Annotated in this window: 18 protein-coding genes; 10 read left to right on the plus strand and 8 right to left on the minus strand. The window is 72.6% G+C overall.

Annotated features, from left to right (window positions below; translation table 11 throughout):
* Positions 1 to 78: 78 nt before the first annotated feature.
* The 3 genes from ACSU6M_RS22380 (at position 79) to ACSU6M_RS22390 (ending at position 3,662) form a co-directional block, all read left to right on the plus strand.
* Positions 79 to 2,088: a trypsin-like peptidase domain-containing protein gene (locus ACSU6M_RS22380; protein ID WP_437071729.1), complete on the plus strand. Its 2,010-nt coding sequence runs from the start codon at positions 79 to 81 to the stop codon at positions 2,086 to 2,088.
* Between the two features lie 189 nt (positions 2,089 to 2,277).
* Positions 2,278 to 2,715 carry a sec-independent translocase gene (locus ACSU6M_RS22385; protein ID WP_437071730.1) on the plus strand — a complete coding sequence of 146 codons (438 nt, stop codon included), beginning with the start codon at positions 2,278 to 2,280 and terminating at the stop codon, positions 2,713 to 2,715.
* 293 nt (positions 2,716 to 3,008) lie between these two features.
* Positions 3,009 to 3,662 (plus strand): hypothetical protein, encoded by a 654-nt coding sequence (locus ACSU6M_RS22390; RefSeq protein ID WP_437071732.1) that lies wholly within the window; start codon positions 3,009 to 3,011, stop codon positions 3,660 to 3,662.
* 100 nt (positions 3,663 to 3,762) lie between these two features.
* Here the strand turns inward: ACSU6M_RS22390 and ACSU6M_RS22395 are convergent, their stop codons facing one another.
* On the minus strand, positions 3,763 to 4,896 hold the full coding sequence (locus ACSU6M_RS22395; protein WP_437071733.1) for an Mrp/NBP35 family ATP-binding protein: 1,134 nt from the start codon (positions 4,894 to 4,896) through the stop codon (positions 3,763 to 3,765).
* 185 nt (positions 4,897 to 5,081) lie between these two features.
* On the opposite strand from ACSU6M_RS22395, the gene ACSU6M_RS22400 reads away from it, so the two are divergent.
* The gene (locus ACSU6M_RS22400) at positions 5,082 to 5,849 is read left to right on the plus strand and encodes a hypothetical protein (protein ID WP_437071735.1); all 768 of its coding nucleotides are present in this window, start codon (positions 5,082 to 5,084) and stop codon (positions 5,847 to 5,849) included.
* Between the two features lie 36 nt (positions 5,850 to 5,885).
* On the opposite strand, the gene ACSU6M_RS22405 is transcribed toward ACSU6M_RS22400, so the two are convergent.
* Both ACSU6M_RS22405 and ACSU6M_RS22410 read right to left on the minus strand, forming a co-directional pair.
* Positions 5,886 to 6,407 carry a hypothetical protein gene (locus ACSU6M_RS22405; RefSeq protein ID WP_437071737.1) on the minus strand — a complete coding sequence of 174 codons (522 nt, stop codon included), beginning with the start codon at positions 6,405 to 6,407 and terminating at the stop codon, positions 5,886 to 5,888.
* Positions 6,408 to 6,430: 23 nt separating this feature from the next.
* Positions 6,431 to 7,546, minus strand: a complete 1,116-nt coding sequence (locus tag ACSU6M_RS22410; RefSeq protein WP_437071739.1) for a magnesium and cobalt transport protein CorA — start codon at positions 7,544 to 7,546, stop codon at positions 6,431 to 6,433.
* Positions 7,547 to 8,010: 464 nt separating this feature from the next.
* Here ACSU6M_RS22410 and ACSU6M_RS22415 point away from each other — a divergent pair, with 464 nt between their 5' ends.
* The 4 genes from ACSU6M_RS22415 to ACSU6M_RS22430 all read left to right on the plus strand — a co-directional run bounded on the left by ACSU6M_RS22415 (position 8,011) and on the right by ACSU6M_RS22430 (position 11,069).
* Positions 8,011 to 8,595, plus strand: a complete 585-nt coding sequence (locus ACSU6M_RS22415; protein ID WP_437071740.1) for a suppressor of fused domain protein — start codon at positions 8,011 to 8,013, stop codon at positions 8,593 to 8,595.
* A gap of 143 nt (positions 8,596 to 8,738) precedes the next feature.
* The gene (locus ACSU6M_RS22420; protein ID WP_437071741.1) at positions 8,739 to 9,380 is read left to right on the plus strand and encodes a DUF6758 family protein; all 642 of its coding nucleotides are present in this window, start codon (positions 8,739 to 8,741) and stop codon (positions 9,378 to 9,380) included.
* A 168-nt stretch (positions 9,381 to 9,548) separates the two neighbouring features.
* Complete coding sequence (locus ACSU6M_RS22425) at positions 9,549 to 10,406, plus strand: PHP domain-containing protein (RefSeq protein ID WP_437071742.1); 858 nt, start codon at positions 9,549 to 9,551, stop codon at positions 10,404 to 10,406.
* A gap of 57 nt (positions 10,407 to 10,463) precedes the next feature.
* Positions 10,464 to 11,069 (plus strand): MarC family protein, encoded by a 606-nt coding sequence (locus ACSU6M_RS22430; protein ID WP_437071743.1) that lies wholly within the window; start codon positions 10,464 to 10,466, stop codon positions 11,067 to 11,069.
* Positions 11,070 to 11,143: 74 nt separating this feature from the next.
* Here the strand turns inward: ACSU6M_RS22430 and ACSU6M_RS22435 are convergent, their stop codons facing one another.
* A complete protein-coding gene (locus ACSU6M_RS22435; RefSeq protein ID WP_437071745.1) occupies positions 11,144 to 11,296 on the minus strand; it encodes a hypothetical protein in 153 nt (50 codons plus the stop codon).
* Positions 11,297 to 11,491: 195 nt separating this feature from the next.
* On the opposite strand from ACSU6M_RS22435, the gene ACSU6M_RS22440 reads away from it, so the two are divergent.
* Positions 11,492 to 12,391 (plus strand): NYN domain-containing protein, encoded by a 900-nt coding sequence (locus ACSU6M_RS22440; protein ID WP_437071747.1) that lies wholly within the window; start codon positions 11,492 to 11,494, stop codon positions 12,389 to 12,391.
* Positions 12,392 to 12,400: 9 nt separating this feature from the next.
* Here the strand turns inward: ACSU6M_RS22440 and ACSU6M_RS22445 are convergent, their stop codons facing one another.
* Entirely contained in the window at positions 12,401 to 13,276 is an 876-nt protein-coding gene (locus tag ACSU6M_RS22445) for an alpha/beta fold hydrolase (RefSeq protein ID WP_437071748.1), read from the minus strand.
* 87 nt (positions 13,277 to 13,363) lie between these two features.
* Complete coding sequence (locus ACSU6M_RS22450) at positions 13,364 to 15,781, minus strand: DEAD/DEAH box helicase (protein ID WP_437071750.1); 2,418 nt, start codon at positions 15,779 to 15,781, stop codon at positions 13,364 to 13,366.
* A 540-nt stretch (positions 15,782 to 16,321) separates the two neighbouring features.
* Between ACSU6M_RS22450 and ACSU6M_RS22455 the strand changes: the two genes are divergently transcribed.
* The gene (locus ACSU6M_RS22455) at positions 16,322 to 17,068 is read left to right on the plus strand and encodes a ferritin-like fold-containing protein (RefSeq protein WP_437071752.1); all 747 of its coding nucleotides are present in this window, start codon (positions 16,322 to 16,324) and stop codon (positions 17,066 to 17,068) included.
* Positions 17,069 to 17,258: 190 nt separating this feature from the next.
* On the opposite strand, the gene ACSU6M_RS22460 is transcribed toward ACSU6M_RS22455, so the two are convergent.
* Together ACSU6M_RS22460 and ACSU6M_RS22465 are read right to left on the minus strand one after the other, a co-directional pair.
* Entirely contained in the window at positions 17,259 to 17,528 is a 270-nt protein-coding gene (locus ACSU6M_RS22460; RefSeq protein WP_437071754.1) for a hypothetical protein, read from the minus strand.
* Positions 17,529 to 17,716: 188 nt separating this feature from the next.
* Entirely contained in the window at positions 17,717 to 17,944 is a 228-nt protein-coding gene (locus ACSU6M_RS22465; protein ID WP_437071756.1) for a DUF3107 domain-containing protein, read from the minus strand.
* Positions 17,945 to 18,045 lie beyond the last annotated feature (101 nt).

Here is an 18,045-nt window from a genome sequence, read left to right on the forward strand (position 1 = left end):
ACGGAGCGCAACGCACCGCAGGAGCGGGATTCCTCGACGGAGCGGGACGTTTCGGAGGGCCGGGGTGCTTCCGGTCCGGTGACCGGCACCTCGGAGGGTGACTTCGAGCTGGAGCGCCCCGCGGGGGAGGTCACCTCGGCCGACGGGGTGGGGTCGTCCGGCGGGGGCACCGGCTCGGCTCCGGCCGCCGCGGGCGCCGACGCCTCCGCCGACGGTGACTTCGAGCTGCGCCGGCCGGAGGAGGGGGCGCCGTCCGCCGGCGATGCCGTGGCGGCGGGGCCGGTGGAGGACGCCGCGACCGCCGAGGAGGAGCCCGCGCCTGCCGAGGGTGCTGGGGCTTCGGCGGCGGCCGTGGGGGAGCCCGCACCTGTCGAGGGCTCTGCCGGGACTTTCGGGACCGCCGTGGGTGCTGGGGCTGCCGATGCTGCCGCGGGCTCGACGCCCGCCATGCCGGAGCCCTCCGCTGCGCCGGAGCCCCCCGCCCGGCCCGAGCCCCCTGTCGTGCACCAGCAGCCCGTGCCGCCCCACGCCGAGCAGCCCAAGCCGCTGCACGACCCCGACCCCTACAGCACCCCGCCCTACGGCGAGCCCGGCCCCTGGGCGCCCGCTCCGCCGGTGCAGCACCCGGCGACCACCCCGTCCCACGGCACGGCGATACCGGCGCCGCCGCTGCCCCAGGGCCCGGAGATATCGGCCGTCCCCTTGCCCCACGGCACCGAGACGACCACCCCGCCTGGCACCGGCACGCCCGGCACCGCGATGTCCGCCCCCGCCCCCACGGCCCCCGGCGACGCGATGCCCCCATCCCCGGTGCACGGCACCCCCCATCCCAACCCCACGGCCACCGCAGCCCCCACCCCCGGCGGCCCCCTGCCCCCCGCCCCCGACGACCCCTGGCGGCGTTACGACCCCTGGGCCGCCGCGGCCGCAGGCCCCTTGCAGCAGACCGGGGCGGCCGTCCCGAGCAAGGAGCAGCGGGCGCGGCGGGCGAGGAAGGGGCTGGTCCTCGGAGCCGTGCTGCTGGCCCTCGTGTCCGGCGGCATCGGCGGTGCCGTGGGCGCGTATCTGGAACGCAACGGCGGCATCGGCGGGGTGGAGCTGCCGCAGGCCGGGGAGGAGCCGGCCGGGCGGGACCCGGACAGCGTGGCCGGGATCGCCGCACGGGCGCTGCCCAGCGTGGTGACCCTGCACGTCAGCGGCAGCGAGCAGAGCGGCACCGGCACCGGCTTCGTCCTGGACGACCGCGGCCACATCCTCACCAACAACCACGTCGTCGAGCCCGCGGGCGAGGACGGCGAGATCACCGTGACCTTCCACAGCGGCGACACCGCCGAGGCCGAGCTCGTCGGCGGCGACACCGGCTACGACCTCGCCGTCGTACGGGTCAAGGGCGTGCGCGGCCTCAAGCCCGTGCCGCTCGGCAACTCCGACAACGTCCAGGTCGGCGACCCGGTCGTCGCCATCGGCGCCCCCTTCGACCTCGCCGGCACGGTCACCTTCGGCATCATCAGCGCCAAGCAGCGCCCGATCACCGCCGGCGGCGAGAAGGGCGACGGCAGCGACATCTCCTACGTCGACGCCCTCCAGACCGACGCGCCGATCAACCCGGGCAACTCCGGCGGCCCCCTCCTCGACTCCCGCGGCCGCGTCATCGGCATCAACTCCGCGATCCGCTCCGCGGGCGACGGCGGCGACTCCGACGGCGGGCAGGCCGGCTCGATCGGCCTCGGCTTCGCCATCCCGGTGAACCAGGGCAAGCGCGTCGCCGAGGAGCTGATCAACACCGGCCGGGCCACCCACCCCGTCATCGGCATCACGCTGGACATGGACTACTCCGGCGACGGCGCCCGCGTCGGCACCGGCACCAGCGGCGGCCGGCCGCCGGTGACCGTGGGCGGACCCGGCGACCGCGCCGGGATCGAGCCCGGCGACGTCATCACCGAGGTCGACGGACAGCGCGTCCACTCGGGCGAGGAGCTGATCGTCAAGATCCGCGCCCACCGCCCCGGCGACCGGCTGGAGCTGACCATCGAACGCGACGGGAAGGAGCGGACGGTCTCCCTCGTCCTCGGCTCGTCGGACGACTGAGAGCAGCCGGACGACCGAGAACAGCCGGACGACCGAGAACAGCCGGACGAGTGATGACAAGGCACACACAACGGGCGCGAATCTCACAGATTCGGCTCATATGTGGGCCCCGACGTCACGGGACGGTACCGATCGGACAGGATCGCCGGGTACCGTGGACCCGGCCCGGGACATGGCGAGGAGCTTCAGGTGTTCAATGACATAGGTGCGCTCGAGCTGGTGACGCTCATCGTGCTCGCCGTGCTCGTCTTCGGTCCCGACAAGCTCCCGAAGGTCATCCAGGACGTCACCCGCACGATCCGGAAGATCCGCGAGTTCTCGGAGAGCGCCAAGCGGGACATCCGCGAGGAACTCGGCCCCGAGTTCAAGGACTTCGAGTTCGAGGACCTCAACCCCAAGACGTTCATCCGCAAGCAGCTGGACAACGACGACCTGGGGATCAAGGAGATCCGCAACGGCTTCGACTTCAAGAAGGAGATGGCCGAGGTCACGGACGCCGTCCACGGCCGTGACAGCGAGTCGGTGTCGGGTTCCGCCGCCGACTCCTCCTCCGGCCGCGTCGACATGGCCAAGAAGCCGGAGACCGGCCGCGACGAGCGCCCGCCCTTCGACGCGGACGCCACCTGAGCCCCACCCGCGTCCCTCCTGTGGCCCGCCCTCGTCCCTCCTGAGCCCCGCCGGCGCCCCGTCTGATCCCGCTCGGTCCCTCCCGATCCCCCACCTCGGTCCCTCCCGATCCATCCCCCGGATCACCGGCGCGCGCGGCGCGTGGACGCCCCACGCGCCCGGCGCTTTCCCGGCTGCTCCCGGTGGTGTGGATATGCTGCCGAGTTGTTGTGCGGACCGTACGCAAATAAGCAACGCCGCCCGAAGGGGGGCGGGCCGCTCGGTCCGACGAGAGCGAGGAGGCGTCCGGGCACATGGAGACGACGAGTCGGGCAGTCGCGCAGGCGCCGGCCGCGGAGGGCGGACAGCAGGTCCCCTCCGCCCGGCGCACGGTCGACGGCTACCTGCGCGCGCCCTTCCCGTGGTACGGCCTCGACGAGGCGTTCACGGGGCCGCGCTGGCTGATGCAGGTCGGGACCGCGGCCGACGGTGCGGTGGAGCACGGGTCGATCGGGCATGGTGACGAGCCCTCGGTGCGGGGGGATGCGGAGGAGCGCGAGAAGTTCGCCGTCGTGGTGACCGTCGCGGCGAACCCGTCCCGCCGGAGCGCCGACGGCACGGGGCTGCTGGAGGCGACCTCCGTGTCGTCCGCGGCGTGGCTGGCGGGGGTGGGGCTGCTGTCCTTCACCTGGCCCGGTCAGATGGACCACTCGCTGCGCGACGACTGGCTGGAGCAGCAGACCGAGACGGCGTGGGAGCTGGCCGACGACCTCCAGGGCCCCGACTGGTCGACGCTGTCCCTGCCGGTGGACGGGGTGCCCACGCCGTTCCACTACCGGGAGTCGGAGTTCGGCTGGGTGCTCGCCGGGTCCACGCAGGAGGGCGTGCACGTGGGCGCGTACGGCAGAGGGATGAGCGCGTACGGGCTCGGGTTCGCCATGATCAAGGACATCGCGGCCTACGCCTGAAGGACAGCGCGGCCCTGCGCCCAGGGGTGACACCGCCTGGGCCGCTCACGACGAGGGGGGCACCGTCTCACCGGACGGTGCCCCCCTCGTCGTAGGACGTCTAGAACTTGTTCTTCGGGGTGATCCCGAGGGACAGTCCCGAAAGGCCCCGCTGGCGGCCGCCCAGCTTGCCCGCGATCGCCCGCAGGGCCGAGCCCGCCGGGCTGTCCGGGTCGGTCAGGACGACCGGCTTGCCCTCGTCGCCGCCCTCGCGGAGACGGACGTCGATGGGGATGGAGCCTAGGACCGGGACGTTGGTGCCGGTCGTGCGGGTGAGGCCGTCGGCGACGAGCTGGCCGCCGCCGGTGCCGAAGACGTCGACCATCTCGTCGCAGTGCGGGCACGGCAGGCCGGACATGTTCTCGACGACGCCGACGATCTTCTGGTGGGTCTGGACGGCGATCGAGCCCGCGCGCTCGGCGACCTCGGCGGCGGCCTGCTGCGGGGTCGTGACGACCAGGATCTCGGCGTTCGGCACCAGCTGGGCCACGGAGATCGCGATGTCGCCGGTGCCCGGCGGAAGGTCGAGGAGGAGGACGTCCAGGTCGCCCCAGTACACGTCCGCGAGGAACTGCTGGAGCGCCCGGTGCAGCATCGGGCCGCGCCAGACCACCGGGGCGTTGCCCGGAGTGAACATGCCGATGGAGATGACCTTCACGCCGTTCGCGGACGGCGGCATGATCATGTTCTCGACCTGGGTGGGCCGGCCGTCGGCGCCCAGCATGCGGGGCACGGAGTGGCCGTAGATGTCGGCGTCGACGACGCCCACCTTCAGGCCGTCGGCGGCCATCGCGGCGGCCAGGTTCACCGTCACCGAGGACTTGCCGACGCCGCCCTTGCCGGAGGCGACCGCGTAGACGCGGGTCAGCGAGCCCGGCTTGGCGAACGGGACCTCGCGCTCGGTCTGGCCGCCGCGCAGCGCCGCCGCCAGCTCCTTGCGCTGCTCGTCGCTCATCACGTCGAGCGTGACGTCGACGCGGGTGACGCCCTCCACCCCGGAGACCGCGTCGGTCACCCGCTGGGTGATGGTGTCGCGCATGGGGCAACCGGAGACCGTCAGATACACGGTGACCGCGACCGCGCCGTCCGCAGCGATCTCCACCGACTTGACCATCCCGAGTTCCGTGATGGGCCGGTTGATCTCGGGGTCGTTGACTGTCGCCAGTGCCTCGCGCACCGCGTCTTCCGTAACCATAGGACGATGGTACGGCTCGGTAGCCATGCGCCGGGAAGGGTGTACATCACTCCACCGAGGCACGTTCTACGGGAATACGGGCGGGGTCGGCGGGTGCGGCGCCCGGACCGGCTCGTACCCGGAACATCCGGTCCCGGTACTCTGCGGTACGCCGCTGAAGGACACGTCGGAAAGGCACCGCACCTGTGACTGCGATTCCCCAGGGCCGTATCCGCCGCAGGGTCGCGCTGGTCGGCGCGGTGTGCGCGCTGGCCGTGACCGGCACGGGGCTCACGGGGTGCAGCGAGGAGGATCCGAACGCGGGCACCAACGGGGTCGGCAGGCTGCCCGCCGCCAAGATCCAGTCCGAGACCCGCGCGGCGGCCGGTGCCGCGGACGCGGTGCGGCTGTCGGGGACGGTGGTGGCCGGCGGGCGGTCGTACCAGCTGGACATGCGCCTGAAGGCGGACGGCGGCACGGGCTCGCTGACCGCGCAGGGGGCGACCTTCGAACTGCTGCGGATCGGCGACGAGCTGTTCCTCAAGGCGGACGCCGCCTTCTGGGACCAGGAGGACGGAAAAGCCGAGAGCGGCGAGGACGGCGACGCGGCGGCCGCCGCCGACAAGCTCGGCGGCAAGTATGTGAAGGTGCCCCAGGGCGACCCGGCGTACCAGCGGTTCAGCGGCTTCACCGACAAGGACGTGCTGCTGGAGGGCCTGCTCACGCTGCACGGCAAGCTGGCCACCGACGGCCATCACGAGCAGGCGGGCGTGCGCACCATCCGCATCACCGGCGACAAGGGCTCCGGCGGCACCCTCGACGTCTCCCTCCAGGGCAAGCCGTACCCCCTGCGCCTGGTCCGCGGCGGCAACGCCGGCACCCTGAGCTTCTCCGACTGGGGCGAGGACTTCGCCCTCAAGCAGCCCCCGAAGGACGAGACCGTCGACTACGGGCAGCAGCTCCCGACGACCTAGGGGATGTCTCGCCGATCAGGCCGGGCTCCCCGCGGCCTAGCGCCCGGCCCGCTTCCTCTTCTTGAACAGCAGGCGCGGCAGCCCCGCCGGGATCGGCCGGCGGGTCGTCGCCGGCGTCGGCAGGGGGGCCTCGGCCAGGGAGCCGTCGGGAAGGGCCGTGGTGGCCCCCGTGGGCTCCAGACGCAGCACCCGGCACTCCCGGGCCCAGCGCTCGGTCATCGCCTCGCCGTCGGGGGCGTTGAGCCGCTTGCCCTTCAGCTCGGCGACCGCCGCCTCCCACGCCTCGGAGCCGGGCGCCAGCTCCACCGCCCTCGCGGACCAGGCGACGATACGGCCGCCCTTGTCCTTGCTGCGTACGGTGATCTCGGCGGCGCCCCCGTCGACCAGCCCCGGCAGCGGCTGCTCCCCGGACCCGTCACCGACCACGCAGGCCGCGCCCTCGTGCCACACGTGCCACAGCGCACGCGCGGCCGGGGCGCCGGCACCCCGGACCCAGATGAGCCCGGACTTCTTCGTGGCCTCCTCGACGAGGGCCCGGTCGAGCAGCTCGCTTGTCATGCGCCCAGCCTATCGGGGCGCGCTCACAGCCAGCCGTTGCGCTTCAGCGTGCGGTGGATGCCGAAACAGATCATCGCGGTGACGCCCAGCACCATCGGGTAGCCGTACTTCCAGCCCAGCTCCGGCATGTGCTCGAAGTTCATGCCGTACACACCGCAGACCATCGTCGGTACGGCGATGATCGCGGCCCAGGACGTGATCTTGCGCATGTCCTCGTTCTGCGCGACGGACGCCTGCGCCAGGTTGGCCTGGAGGATGGAGTTGAGCAGCTCGTCGAAGCCCATGACCTGCTCCTGCACCCTGGCCAGGTGGTCGGCGACGTCCCGGAAGTACTTCTGGATGTCCGGGTCGATCAGCCGCATCGGCCGCTCGCTCAGCAGCTGCATGGGCCGCACCAGCGGGGACACGGCCCGCTTGAACTCCAGCACCTCGCGCTTGAGCTGGTAGATCCGGCCGGCGTCGGTGCCGCGCGGGGTGCCCTTGCGGCCGGGCGAGAAGACCTCGGTCTCGACCTCCTCGATGTCGTCCTGCACCGCGTCGGCGACCGCGATGTACCCGTCGACGACATGGTCGGCGATGGCGTGCAGCACCGCCGAGGGGCCCTTGGCCAGCAGCTCCGGCTCGTCCTGGAGGCGGTGGCGCAGCGCGCGCAGCGAGCCCTGGCCGCCGTGCCGGACGGTGATGAAGAAGTCCCGCCCGGTGAAGCACATGACCTCGCCGGTCTCGACGATCTCGCTGGTGGCGGTGAGCTCGTCGTGGTCGACGTAGTGGATCGTCTTGAAGACGGTGAACAGGGAGTCGTCGTAGCGCTCCAGCTTGGGCCGCTGGTGGGCCTGCACCGCGTCCTCCACGGCCAGCGGGTGCAGCCCGAACTCGCTGGCGATACCGGCGAATTCGGCCTCGGTGGGCTCGTGCAGGCCGATCCACACGAACCCGCCGTCCCGGCGCACGTGGCGCATCGCCTCCTGCGGGCCGACCGGCTTGCCGAAGTCCACGCGGGCGCCGTCGCGGTACACGGCGCAGTCGACGACGGCCGACGTCGTTCCGGGGGCGCGGGTGTGGTCGTAGCCGCCGGACTCCTTGCGCAGGGACGTACGGGCGGGGCGCACAACGGAACGCAGGTCGCGGATCATCGACATGGCGGGCTCCTTCGCTACGGGCAGCGCATGGCGGCCTGCGACGGGTGGAACTGCCCGGAATGGGGACGTCCTGGCGTGAGGATGTTTGGCACGTCCACAAAGCGGGGAGCACCGCACCGTCGCGGTGGCTGGCTTCGCTGCCGGTCAGATCAGGCAGATCAGACAGTTCTGGCAGAACGAAACGAAGTGCTCTTCCGTGGTGACGCGCGGGAGCGGCGGCGGAAAGGCTTGAACCGGAAGAAGTACAGCTACCTCAGCGGCCGGAAGAGCGGGTGGTACTGCACGGTCGACTTCGGTCCATCGCAGCCCCACCTCCTCCGGCCGGTCCCTCGTAAGGGAGATCCATCGGCGTCGGGCGAAGATCCGCAACGCTTCTGCGTGCTGCCCGACCGGCCAAGAGTATCAGCCGACTGAAGTGTCAAGGCGCCGCTTTGCCTCGTCCTGACGAGTTCTATGCTCGCCGCATGGCTGATGTTCTCCCTCTGGTCGAGGCCCGGTTGCGTACCGCGCTCGGCGAACCGGACGCCCGCGCGGCCGTCACCTTCCTCGGCACGGACCGCATCGAGGTGCTGCGCTTTCCGGGGGAGGGCATCGTCCGCTACGCCACGCTCGGCATGTCCGCGAACCCGATGAGCGACCCCACGGCGATGCTCGCCGACCCGGTCAAGGGGCCCCGCGCGGAGCTGATCCTGTCCGTGCGCACCGGGCGCGCCGACACCGACAAGGTGCTGCGGCCGCTCGCCGTGCTGGCCGCGTCCCCGCAGGTCGAGGGCGTGATCGTGGCGCCCGGCGCCTCCCTGGACGTCGGTGAGCCGCTGTGGCCGGGCGCGCCCTTCACCTCGGTGCTGGTCGCCGAGCCGGGCGGGCTGGTGGAGGACCTGGAGCTGGAGGAGCCGATGGACCCGGTCCGGTTCCTGCCGCTGCTGCCGATGACGCCGAACGAGGCCGCCTGGAAGCGCGTGCACGGGGCGGGGGCCCTCCAGGAGCGCTGGCTGAACCACGGCACCGACCTGCGCGACCCGGCCCGTCCGTCCGTGCCGCTGAGCTGACCGGACGGCGTGAGGCACGCCACCAACGTCCGGTCGGGATGGGCCGGTTGGTGGACTCCGGGGCACTGCCTCCGGGTGAGGGTTCCCTCCGGACGGGTGATCGTCCTTGACGAGACGGTGCCGGGGTAGGAGCGTGGACCCCTATGAGGGGCGAACCCAGTTGCCCGAAGTGCGGTGGCCGGGTCAGGGCTCCCGGTCTCTTCGCCGATACCTGGCAGTGCGACGTCCACGGCACGGTGCATCCGGTGCAGCCCGTGATCCCGCCGAGCGTCGAGGCCCTCGGCGTGGTGGTGCACCGCACCAAGGTGCCCGTGTGGATGCCGTGGCCACTCCCGGTCGGCTGGCTGTTCACGGGCGTGGCCAGCGCGGGCGACGACCGCAGCGGCGGTCGTGCGACGGCCGTCGCGTGCTCCGGACCCGGTCCGCTCGGCGGGATGGGCGAGCTGATCCTGGTCGCGGAGGAGCTCGGCGTCGGCCTCGGCGCGCGTTATGCCGGCATCGACGGCCCCGACCCCGGACCGTATCTGGACGTGGAGAAGCCACCCCAGGCCAAGGTCCTCGCCGCCGGCCGCCCGACTCCGCTGTGGCTCGTCGCCGGCACCCCGGACGACCGCGCCGTCTTCGCCGGCGAGGCTCTCGGACTGTGGCTGTGGGCCGTGGTCTGGCCCGAACAGTCCGGCCTTCTCATGTACGAGGAGATGGTCCTGGCGGATCTGAGGGAGGCGGGCGCCGAGGTGGAACTGGTGCCGTGCGGGGCGTTGTCGCCGAGACTGCTCAAGCCGTGACGTTCCGGGGGCGCGGGGAGCTGCCCGAGCGACCGCCGACCTCCGTCCGGCCGCCCGAGCGCCCCCGGCACCTGTAGGGGGCACACCCGCCGCGCACCCATGACAGGGGAGCTGGAAAATCCGGTTATCCTGGGGTGTCCCCATCCGTCCGTCCCGCCTGGAGTCAGCGTGCGTATCGATCTGCACACCCACTCCACCGCGTCCGACGGCACGGACACCCCGGCCGAGCTGGTGCGCCGCGCCGCCGCCGCCGGACTGGACGTCGTCGCGCTGACCGATCACGACACCACCCGTGGCCATGCCGAGGCGATCGACGCGCTGCCCGAGGGGCTCACCCTGGTCACCGGCGCCGAGCTGTCCTGCCGGCTCGACGGCGTCAGCATGCACATGCTGGCCTACCTCTTCGACCCGACGGAGCCGGCGCTGCTGGCCGAGCGGGAACTGGTGCGCGACGACCGCGTGCCGCGAGCGCAGGGCATGGTCGCCCGGCTGAACGCGCTCGGCGTCCCCGTGACCTGGGAGCAGGTCGAGCGGATCGCCGGCGACGGCTCGGTCGGACGGCCGCACGTGGCCACCGCGCTCGTCGAGCTGGGCGTGGTGGCGACCGTGAGCGACGCCTTCACCCAGGAGTGGCTGGCCGACGGGGGGCGGGCGTTCGTGGAGAAGCACGAGACCGACCCGTTCGAGGCGATCCGGCTGATCAAGGGGGCGGGCGGCGTCGCGGTGTTCGCGCACCCGGCGGCCGTCAAGCGCGGCCGTACGGTGCCGGAGTCCGCGATCGCGGCGATGGCCGAGGCCGGGCTCGACGGCATCGAGGTCGACCACATGGACCACGACCCGGACACCCGCGCCCGGCTGCGCGGGCTGGCCAAGGAGCTCGGGCTGCTGATCACCGGCTCCAGCGACTACCACGGCAGCCGCAAGACGGTCGCGCTCGGCGAGTTCACCACCGACCCCGAGGTGTACGGGGAGATCACCCGGCGGGCGACCGGCGCGTTCCCCGTTCCGGGTACCGGCGGAGCCTGAGGGTCCACCTCGCGCTCACGTCCGTAGTCCCTCCTTCAGCAAGGCTCTCCTTCACCCATGTTCGACATCGCTGTCTTCGGCTCTCTCTTTTTGACCCTGTTTGTCATCATGGATCCCCCGGGGATCACCCCGATCTTCCTGGGCCTGACCGCGGGCCGGCCCGCCAAGGTGCAGAAGCGGATGGCCTTCCAGGCCGTCTGTGTGGCGGGCGGGGTCATCACCGTCTTCGGGCTCCTCGGCCACCAGATCCTCGACTACCTCCATGTGTCCGTGCCCGCGCTGATGATCGCGGGCGGGCTGCTGCTCCTGCTGATCGCCCTGGACCTGCTCACCGGCAAGAACGACGAGCCCAAGGCCACCAAGGACGTCAATGTGGCCCTGGTGCCGCTGGGCATGCCGCTGCTGGCCGGGCCGGGCGCGATCGTGTCCGTCATCCTGGCCGTGCAGAAGGCCGGCAGCGTGGCCACGCAGGTGTCGGTGTGGACGGCGATCCTCGCCATCCATGTCGTGCTGTGGCTGGTGATGCGCTACTCGCTGCTGATCATCCGGGTCATCAAGGACGGCGGCGTCGTCCTCGTCACCCGGCTCGCGGGCATGATGCTCTCCGCGATCGCCGTGCAGCAGATCATCAACGGCGTCACCCAGGTGATCCAGGGCGGCTGAGCCCCGTACGCGCGCGGAGCCCCGTACGGCGTGCTTGCCGTACGGGGCTCCGAAGCTTCGTAAGGGATCCGCTGTTACAAGGCCGGGCTGTCGGCCGGGCGGATCCAGAGGCGCTGTCCGATGGCGGCAGCCTGCTGAACGATCCGGTTGACGGAGGCGGCGTCCACGACGGTGGTGTCCACGGGCGTGCCGTCGACGTCGTCGAGTCGCATGATTTCGAAGCGCATGTGCTTCTCCCTTCGTCTGGTCATCCTCCTGCGGAGAATCGCTGTCTACGTACGAGTCAACGGGATGCGTGTTACAAACATTCCCTACGCTAAAGAAATTTTTCGAACAACTAATTACTGGCGAGTAAGGGGTCCGTTCGTCGACCGACCGGGACCGGTTGTGTTCGCAGCGTGACCGCACGGACAATGGAAGTGATGAACGACGACCTCGGGGCCCTGGCCGCCCGCATCGACCGCACCAACCAACTGCTTGAGCGCATGCTCGCCGAGGTGGCGAAGACCCCCTCGACCCACGCGCTCTTCGTCGACGCGGGATACCTCTACGCGGCCGCGGGACGGCTCATCGCCGGCACCGAGGACCGGCGCGCCTTCGACCTGGACGCCGAGGGCCTGATCGAGGCGCTCATCGACCGCGCCCGCCAGGTCTTCGCCGACAGCCGACTGCTGAGGGTCTACTGGTACGACGGTGCCCGGCGCCGCATCCACACCGCCGAGCAGCAGGCGATCGCCGAGCTCCCGGACGTCAAGGTCCGCCTCGGCAACCTCAACTCCAACAACCAGCAGAAGGGCGTCGACTCCCTCATCCGCACCGATCTGGAGTCCCTGGCCCGGCACCGCGCCATCAGCGACGCCGCCCTCCTCGGCGGCGACGAGGACCTGGTCTCCGCCGTCGAGGCGGCCCAGGGCTACGGGGCCCGGGTGCACCTGTGGGGCATCGAGGCGCCGGAGGGCCGCAACCAGGCCGAGCCGCTGCTGTGGGAGGTCGACAGCCAGCGCACCCTCGACCTCGACTTCTTCAAGCCGTACGTCAGCCGCCGTACCGCGGCCGCCTACGAGCCCGCCGCCGGCGCCGGCCGTCCCACCCGTGAGGCCGTGCGCTTCGTCGGCGCCCAGATCGCCGCGAAGTGGCTGGCCGAGCGGGGGCGCGAGGCCCTGGTCGAGCTGCTGCCGGGGCATCCGTATCTGCCGGGGTCCGTGGACCAGGACCTGCTGGTGGAGGCGGAGGGCATGCTCCAGTACTCACTGCGCGGCCAGGCGGACCTGCGGCGGGCGCTGCGGGACGGGTTCTGGGGGCATGTGCAGACGCAGTACTAGGACGGCGGCCTAGCCGGGGTGCCGGTCCCAGAAGTCGGCGAGGGCGGTCGCCGTCGCCAGCGGCCGGTCCACGTTCGGGGAGTGATCGGCACCCTCGACGACCGTGCGGTGCGCGTGCAGCCGTACCGCCATCTCGTCCAGCAGCGGGACCGGCCAGGTGTCGTCGCTGGCACCGGACAGGACGTGGAAGGGCAGCGGCAGCGCGGCGAGTTCGGCGACGCGGTCCGGTTCCGTGCACAGCTGGCGGCCCGTGGCGAGGAGCTGGGCGGGACGGTGGCCGAGCCAGCGGCGGCGCAGATGGTCGTCGGCGCCGGCGGGAGCGGCCGGGGCGTCGACGTCCTCCGGCGCGTCCATCGCGCGGATGGCGTCCCACACCTCCTCCATCGTCATCACCGCGAGCGCGTCGTGCAGCAGCTTCACGCGCTCCTGCTGCGACGCCGAGATCCGCGCCGGGCCCGAGGCCATCAGGGTGAGCGAGGCGAAGGGGGAGTGGTCGATCAGGACGGCGGCGCGGGCGATCTGGCCGCCGAGGGAATGCCCCAGCAGATGCAGCGGGCCGTCGGCGTCCAGCGCGGCGGCCTGGGCGAGCACATCGCGCGCCAGCTCCCGCTGGGCGTACGGCGTCTCGTCGTCGGCGGGGCCCGCGGACTCGAACTGGCCACGGCCGTCCACCGCGATCGTGCGGTAGCCGCGGGCCGCGAGCGGCTGGTGCAGCAGGTGGAAGTCCTCCTTGCTGCCGGTGAAACCGGGGAGCAGCAGCGCCACGCCCTTGCGGACGGACCCGTCGGCCGCGTCGTGGTCGACGACCGCGAAGTCACCGCGCGCGGTGCGCAGCCGGTAGGCGCGAGCGCCGACGGGCGGGTCGAGGGTGGGGGGCTTGCTCACGGGGTGAGGGTAACCGGTGGGCGCGCGGCCGGGTACGCCGACGGCCCGGCCCCCCGTGGGGGAGACCGGGCCGTCGGCGGATGCGCGTCAGCCGTCCGCGGGCTCGGCGGCCGCGGTGGCCTTGCGGGTGCGGCGGGTCCTCGGCTTGGCCTCGGTGCCCTCCGCGTCCGGGGCGGCGGCGGCCGTCCTGCGGGTGCGGCGCGGCTTGGCCTCCGGCTCCTGCGTGGCCTGCGCCGGGATCTCGGCGGTGGCCTCGGCCGTCTTGGCGGCGGTCTTGCGGGTGCGCTTGGGCTTGGCCTCGGCGGTGTCCGCCTCGGCGGCCGGGGTGGCGTCCGTCGCGGTGGCCTCGGCCGTCTTGGCGGCGGTCTTGCGGGTGCGCTTCGGCTTGGCCTCCGCGGTCTCCGCCGTGTCGGCGGCCTCGGTCGCCTTGGCCGCGGTCTTGCGGGTGCGGCGCGGCTTGGCCTCCACGCCCTCGGCGGTCTCGGTCGGACCGGCCGGGGCCTCCGCCTTGGCGGCGGTCTTGCGGGTGCGCTTCGGCTTGGCCTCCGCGGTCTCCGCCGTGTCGACGGCGTCGGTCGCGGGGGCGGCGGTCTTGCGCGTGCGCCTCGGCTTGGCCTCGGCGGTGTCCGCTTCGGTGGCCGAGGTGGCGGCCGTCGCGGTGGCCTCGGCCGTCTTGGCGGCGGTCTTGCGGGTGCGCCTCGGCTTGGCCTCGGCGGTCTCCGCCGTGTCGACGGCCTCGGTCGCGGTGGCCGCCGTCTTGCGGGTGCGGCGCGGCTTGGTCTCCGGCTCCTGCGTGGCCTGCGCCGGGATCTCGGCGGCCGGGGCCTCCGGGGCGGCGGTGGCGGCCTTGCGGGTGCGGCGGCGCGGCTTCGCCGGGGTCTCGGCGGCCGGCTCGACCGCCACGGCGGATTCGGCGCTCACCGTCTGCTCGGCGGTGACCTTCGGCTCGACGGCCACCGGCGCCTCGGCGACCACCGGCTCCGGCGCGGCCGGGGCCTGCGTCACGGTCGCCGACGCCTCGACGGGCGCCGCGGCGGCACCGCCACGGGTGCGGCGACGGCGGCGCGGGGTGCGCGGCGCGGTCACGCCCTCCGCGGCGGGAACCTCGGCGGCCTCCGGCGCGGTGGTCGCGGTCGCGGCCTGCGTCGCCGTGCCCTCGGCCTCCAGCGGAGCACCGCCACGGGTGCGGCGGCGACGGCGCGGCGTACGCGCCGGACGCTCCCGCTCCTCGGCACGGGCCTCGCCGCGGGGCGCGCCGCCCCGGCCGCCCCGGCCGGCGTCCCGGCCACCGCGACCGCGCTGACCGCGGCCGCCCGGCTCGCCCAGGTCCTCCAGCTCCTCCGCCTCCAGCCCGGCGCGCGTGCGCTCCGAGCGCGGCAGGACACCCTTGGTGCCGGCCGGGATGCCGAGGTCCTCGAAGAGGTGCGGGGAGCTCGAGTACGTCTCCACCGGGTCGTTGAAGTCCAGCTCCAGCGCCTTGTTGATCAGCTGCCAGCGCGGGATGTCGTCCCAGTCGACGAAGGTGATCGCCGTGCCCTTGGCACCCGCGCGGCCCGTACGGCCGACGCGGTGCAGGTACGTCTTCTCGTCCTCCGGGGACTGGTAGTTGATGACGTGGGTGACACCCTCGACGTCGATGCCTCGGGCGGCCACGTCGGTGCAGACGAGGACGTCGACCTTGCCGTTGCGGAACGCGCGCAGCGCCTGCTCACGGGCGCCCTGGCCGAGGTCGCCGTGGACCGCGCCGGAGGCGAAGCCGCGGCGCTGGAGCTGCTCGGCGATGTCGGCGGCCGTGCGCTTGGTACGGCAGAAGATCATCGCCAGGCCCCGGCCCTCGGCCTGGAGGATGCGGGCGACCATCTCCGGCTTGTCCATGCTGTGCGCGCGGTAGACGAACTGCTTGATGTTCGCGACCGTCGCGCCCTCGTCGTCCGGCGCGGTGGCGCGGATGTGCGTGGGCCGGTTCATGTAACGGCGGGCCAGGCCGATGACCGCGCCCGGCATGGTCGCCGAGAACAGCATGGTCTGGCGCTTGGCCGGGAGCAGCTGGATGATCTTCTCGACGTCGGGCAGGAAGCCCAGGTCGAGCATCTCGTCGGCCTCGTCGAGGACGAGCGACTTGACGTGGCTGAGGTCCAGCTTCTTCTGGCCCGCGAGGTCGAGCAGCCGGCCCGGGGTGCCGACGACGACGTCGACGCCCTTCTTCAGGGCCTCGACCTGAGGCTCGTAGGCCCGGCCGCCGTAGATCGCGACGACACGGACGTTGCGCACCTTGCCCGCGGTCAGCAGGTCGTTGGTGACCTGGGTGCACAGCTCGCGGGTGGGGACGACGACGAGCGCCTGCGGGGCGTCGGTGAGGTCCTCGGGCCTGGCGCGGCCGGCCTCGACGTCGGCGGGGACGGTGACGCGCTCAAGGAGCGGGAGGCCGAAGCCCAGCGTCTTGCCGGTGCCGGTCTTGGCCTGGCCGATGACATCCGTGCCGGAGAGGGCGACGGGGAGGGTCATCTCCTGGATGGGGAAGGGGTTGACGATGCCGACGGCCTCCAGGGCCTCGGCGGTCTCGGGAAGGATTCCGAGCTCTCGGAACGTCGTAGTCAGGGTGCTGCCTCTTCTGTGTGCGCGGTGCGAGGCGAGCGTGGGGGTCGTGTCGGACCGTGCCGGGGACGTCGGTCGCCTTACGGATTGCCGCTCGGGCGAGCCGCTTGGCACGGGACCTCTGCCGACGCTCTAGCGCTCGTACCGCTGAGGGTGTCCCCCTCCGATCGTCGTACGCACTGTGCCGTACGGTCAGGGAGGGCTGTCGGGTCGGAGCCGATCGGGCCACCGACCGGGCATCCTCATACGTGCGGCCTGTCGAGGTACGGCGAATTCCGACCGTCGTACCAGCAGGCGCATTACCACCATACCCCGGATCGGCGCACATGCGATGGCCGATTCGGTCACGTTGTCGTCGTCACACTCGTGGGCGGGGTCCTGCGCGTCGTCGTGGTCACAGTGACTGACCAGGGACTTCCGCCCTGCGGCGAGCGGGCTATTGTGCGCTTCATGACGAGCTCTGACAAGCCTGAGAACGCCCCCGAGACCGCCGCCGAACCCACCGGGGTCGCCGCCCAGGACTGGGCGTCGGCCTCCGCCGACCCGCAGTACCGTGCCGCGGTCGTGGACCTGCTCGGCGCGCTCGCGTACGGCGAGCTCGCGGCGTTCGAGCGGCTGGCGGAGGACGCCAAGCTGGCGCCGACGCTGGAGGACAAGGCGGAGCTGGCGAAGATGGCGTCGGCGGAGTTCCACCACTTCGAGCGGCTGCGGGACCGGCTGACGGACATCGGTGAGGAGCCGACGGCGGCGATGGAGCCGTTCGTGGCCGCCCTGGACGGCTTCCACAAGCAGACGGCCCCCTCGGACTGGCTGGAGGGCCTGGTCAAGGCGTACGTCGGCGACTCGATCGCCAGTGACTTCTACCGGGAGGTCGCGGCGCGGCTGGACTCGGACACGCGGTCGCTGGTGCTGGCGGTCCTCGACGACACGGGGCACGCCGGGTTCGCGGTGGAGCGGGTGCGCTCGGCCATCGAGGCCGATCCGCGGGTCGGGGGGCGGCTGGCGCTGTGGGCGCGGCGGCTGATGGGGGAGGCGCTGTCGCAGTCCCAGCGGGTGGTCGCCGAGCGGGACGCGTTGTCCACGATGCTGGTGGGCGGGGTGGCCGACGGGTTCGACCTCGCGGAGGTCGGGCGGATGTTCTCGCGGATCACCGAGGCGCACACCAAGCGGATGGCTGCGCTGGGGTTGGCGGCGTAGCGCCCCGCGGGTGGGGTGGGGTGGGGGTGCGTGGCGCGGCTGCGGGTGGTCCGTGGTGGCTCGCGCAGTTCCCCGCGCCCCTTCGGGCGTTGCCCCTCAGCGCGTCCAGAAATCAGGGCGCCCAGAAGCCAGGGCGTCTGGAAGTCAGGGCGTCCAAGTCAGGGCTCTGGAAGTCAGGACGTCCGGAGCGTCACGCCGTCACCGATCGTCGGCGGATTCTGCCCGTCGGGCGGAGCAGGAGGGACAGGCTCGCGGCGGAGACGATCAACGCGCCCAGGAGGCTCAGCGGGACCGCCGCCGAGTCCAATGCCGTACGGGTGACGAAGTCACCGAAGAGGGCGCCGGCCACTCCCGTGGAGAGGACCAGGGGGCGGGCGGGCAGGCGGTGCGACAGGCGGTGGGTCGCGGCCAGGGCCAGAGCGAGGCCGAGCAAGGCGGAGCCGAGCGCTTCCAAGATCATGAAGGAGTCCCTCCCAGGCGGCCGGCCGTGTGCTTGCGGTCCTCGTCCGTCATACCCCTGACCTGCGGAATCCAATCCTCCCCCGGAGGGTGACGTGCTCCGTTCGTGGAGGACGTGCTCCGTTCGTGCGGAGGGACGCGAAAGGGCCCGGCGACCGAAGTCGCCGGGCCCCTGTGTCGGTGTACGCCTTACAGCGCGCCGAAGCCCACCTTGCGGGGCGCCGGCTCGCCGAGCTCGACGTAGGCGAGGCGGTCGGCCGGGACCAGGACCTTGCGGCCGTGCTCGTCCACCAGGCTCAGCAGCTGCGACTTGCCGGACAGCGCGTCGGCCACGATGGCCTCGACCTCCTCGGCCGTCTGACCGCTCTCCAGAACGATCTCGCGCGGCGCGTGCTGCACGCCGATCTTGACCTCCACGGCTATGTCCCTCCGAACGGTCAGTGAAGTGCGCGGGCATCCGCGCCGTACCCAGCACACATTAGCCCGGTGAGGGGACCGAGACGGTCCGGGCGGCCACG

The sequence above is a fragment of the Streptomyces sp. enrichment culture genome (assembly GCF_964272895.1).
GTDB lineage: Bacteria > Actinomycetota > Actinomycetes > Streptomycetales > Streptomycetaceae > Streptomyces.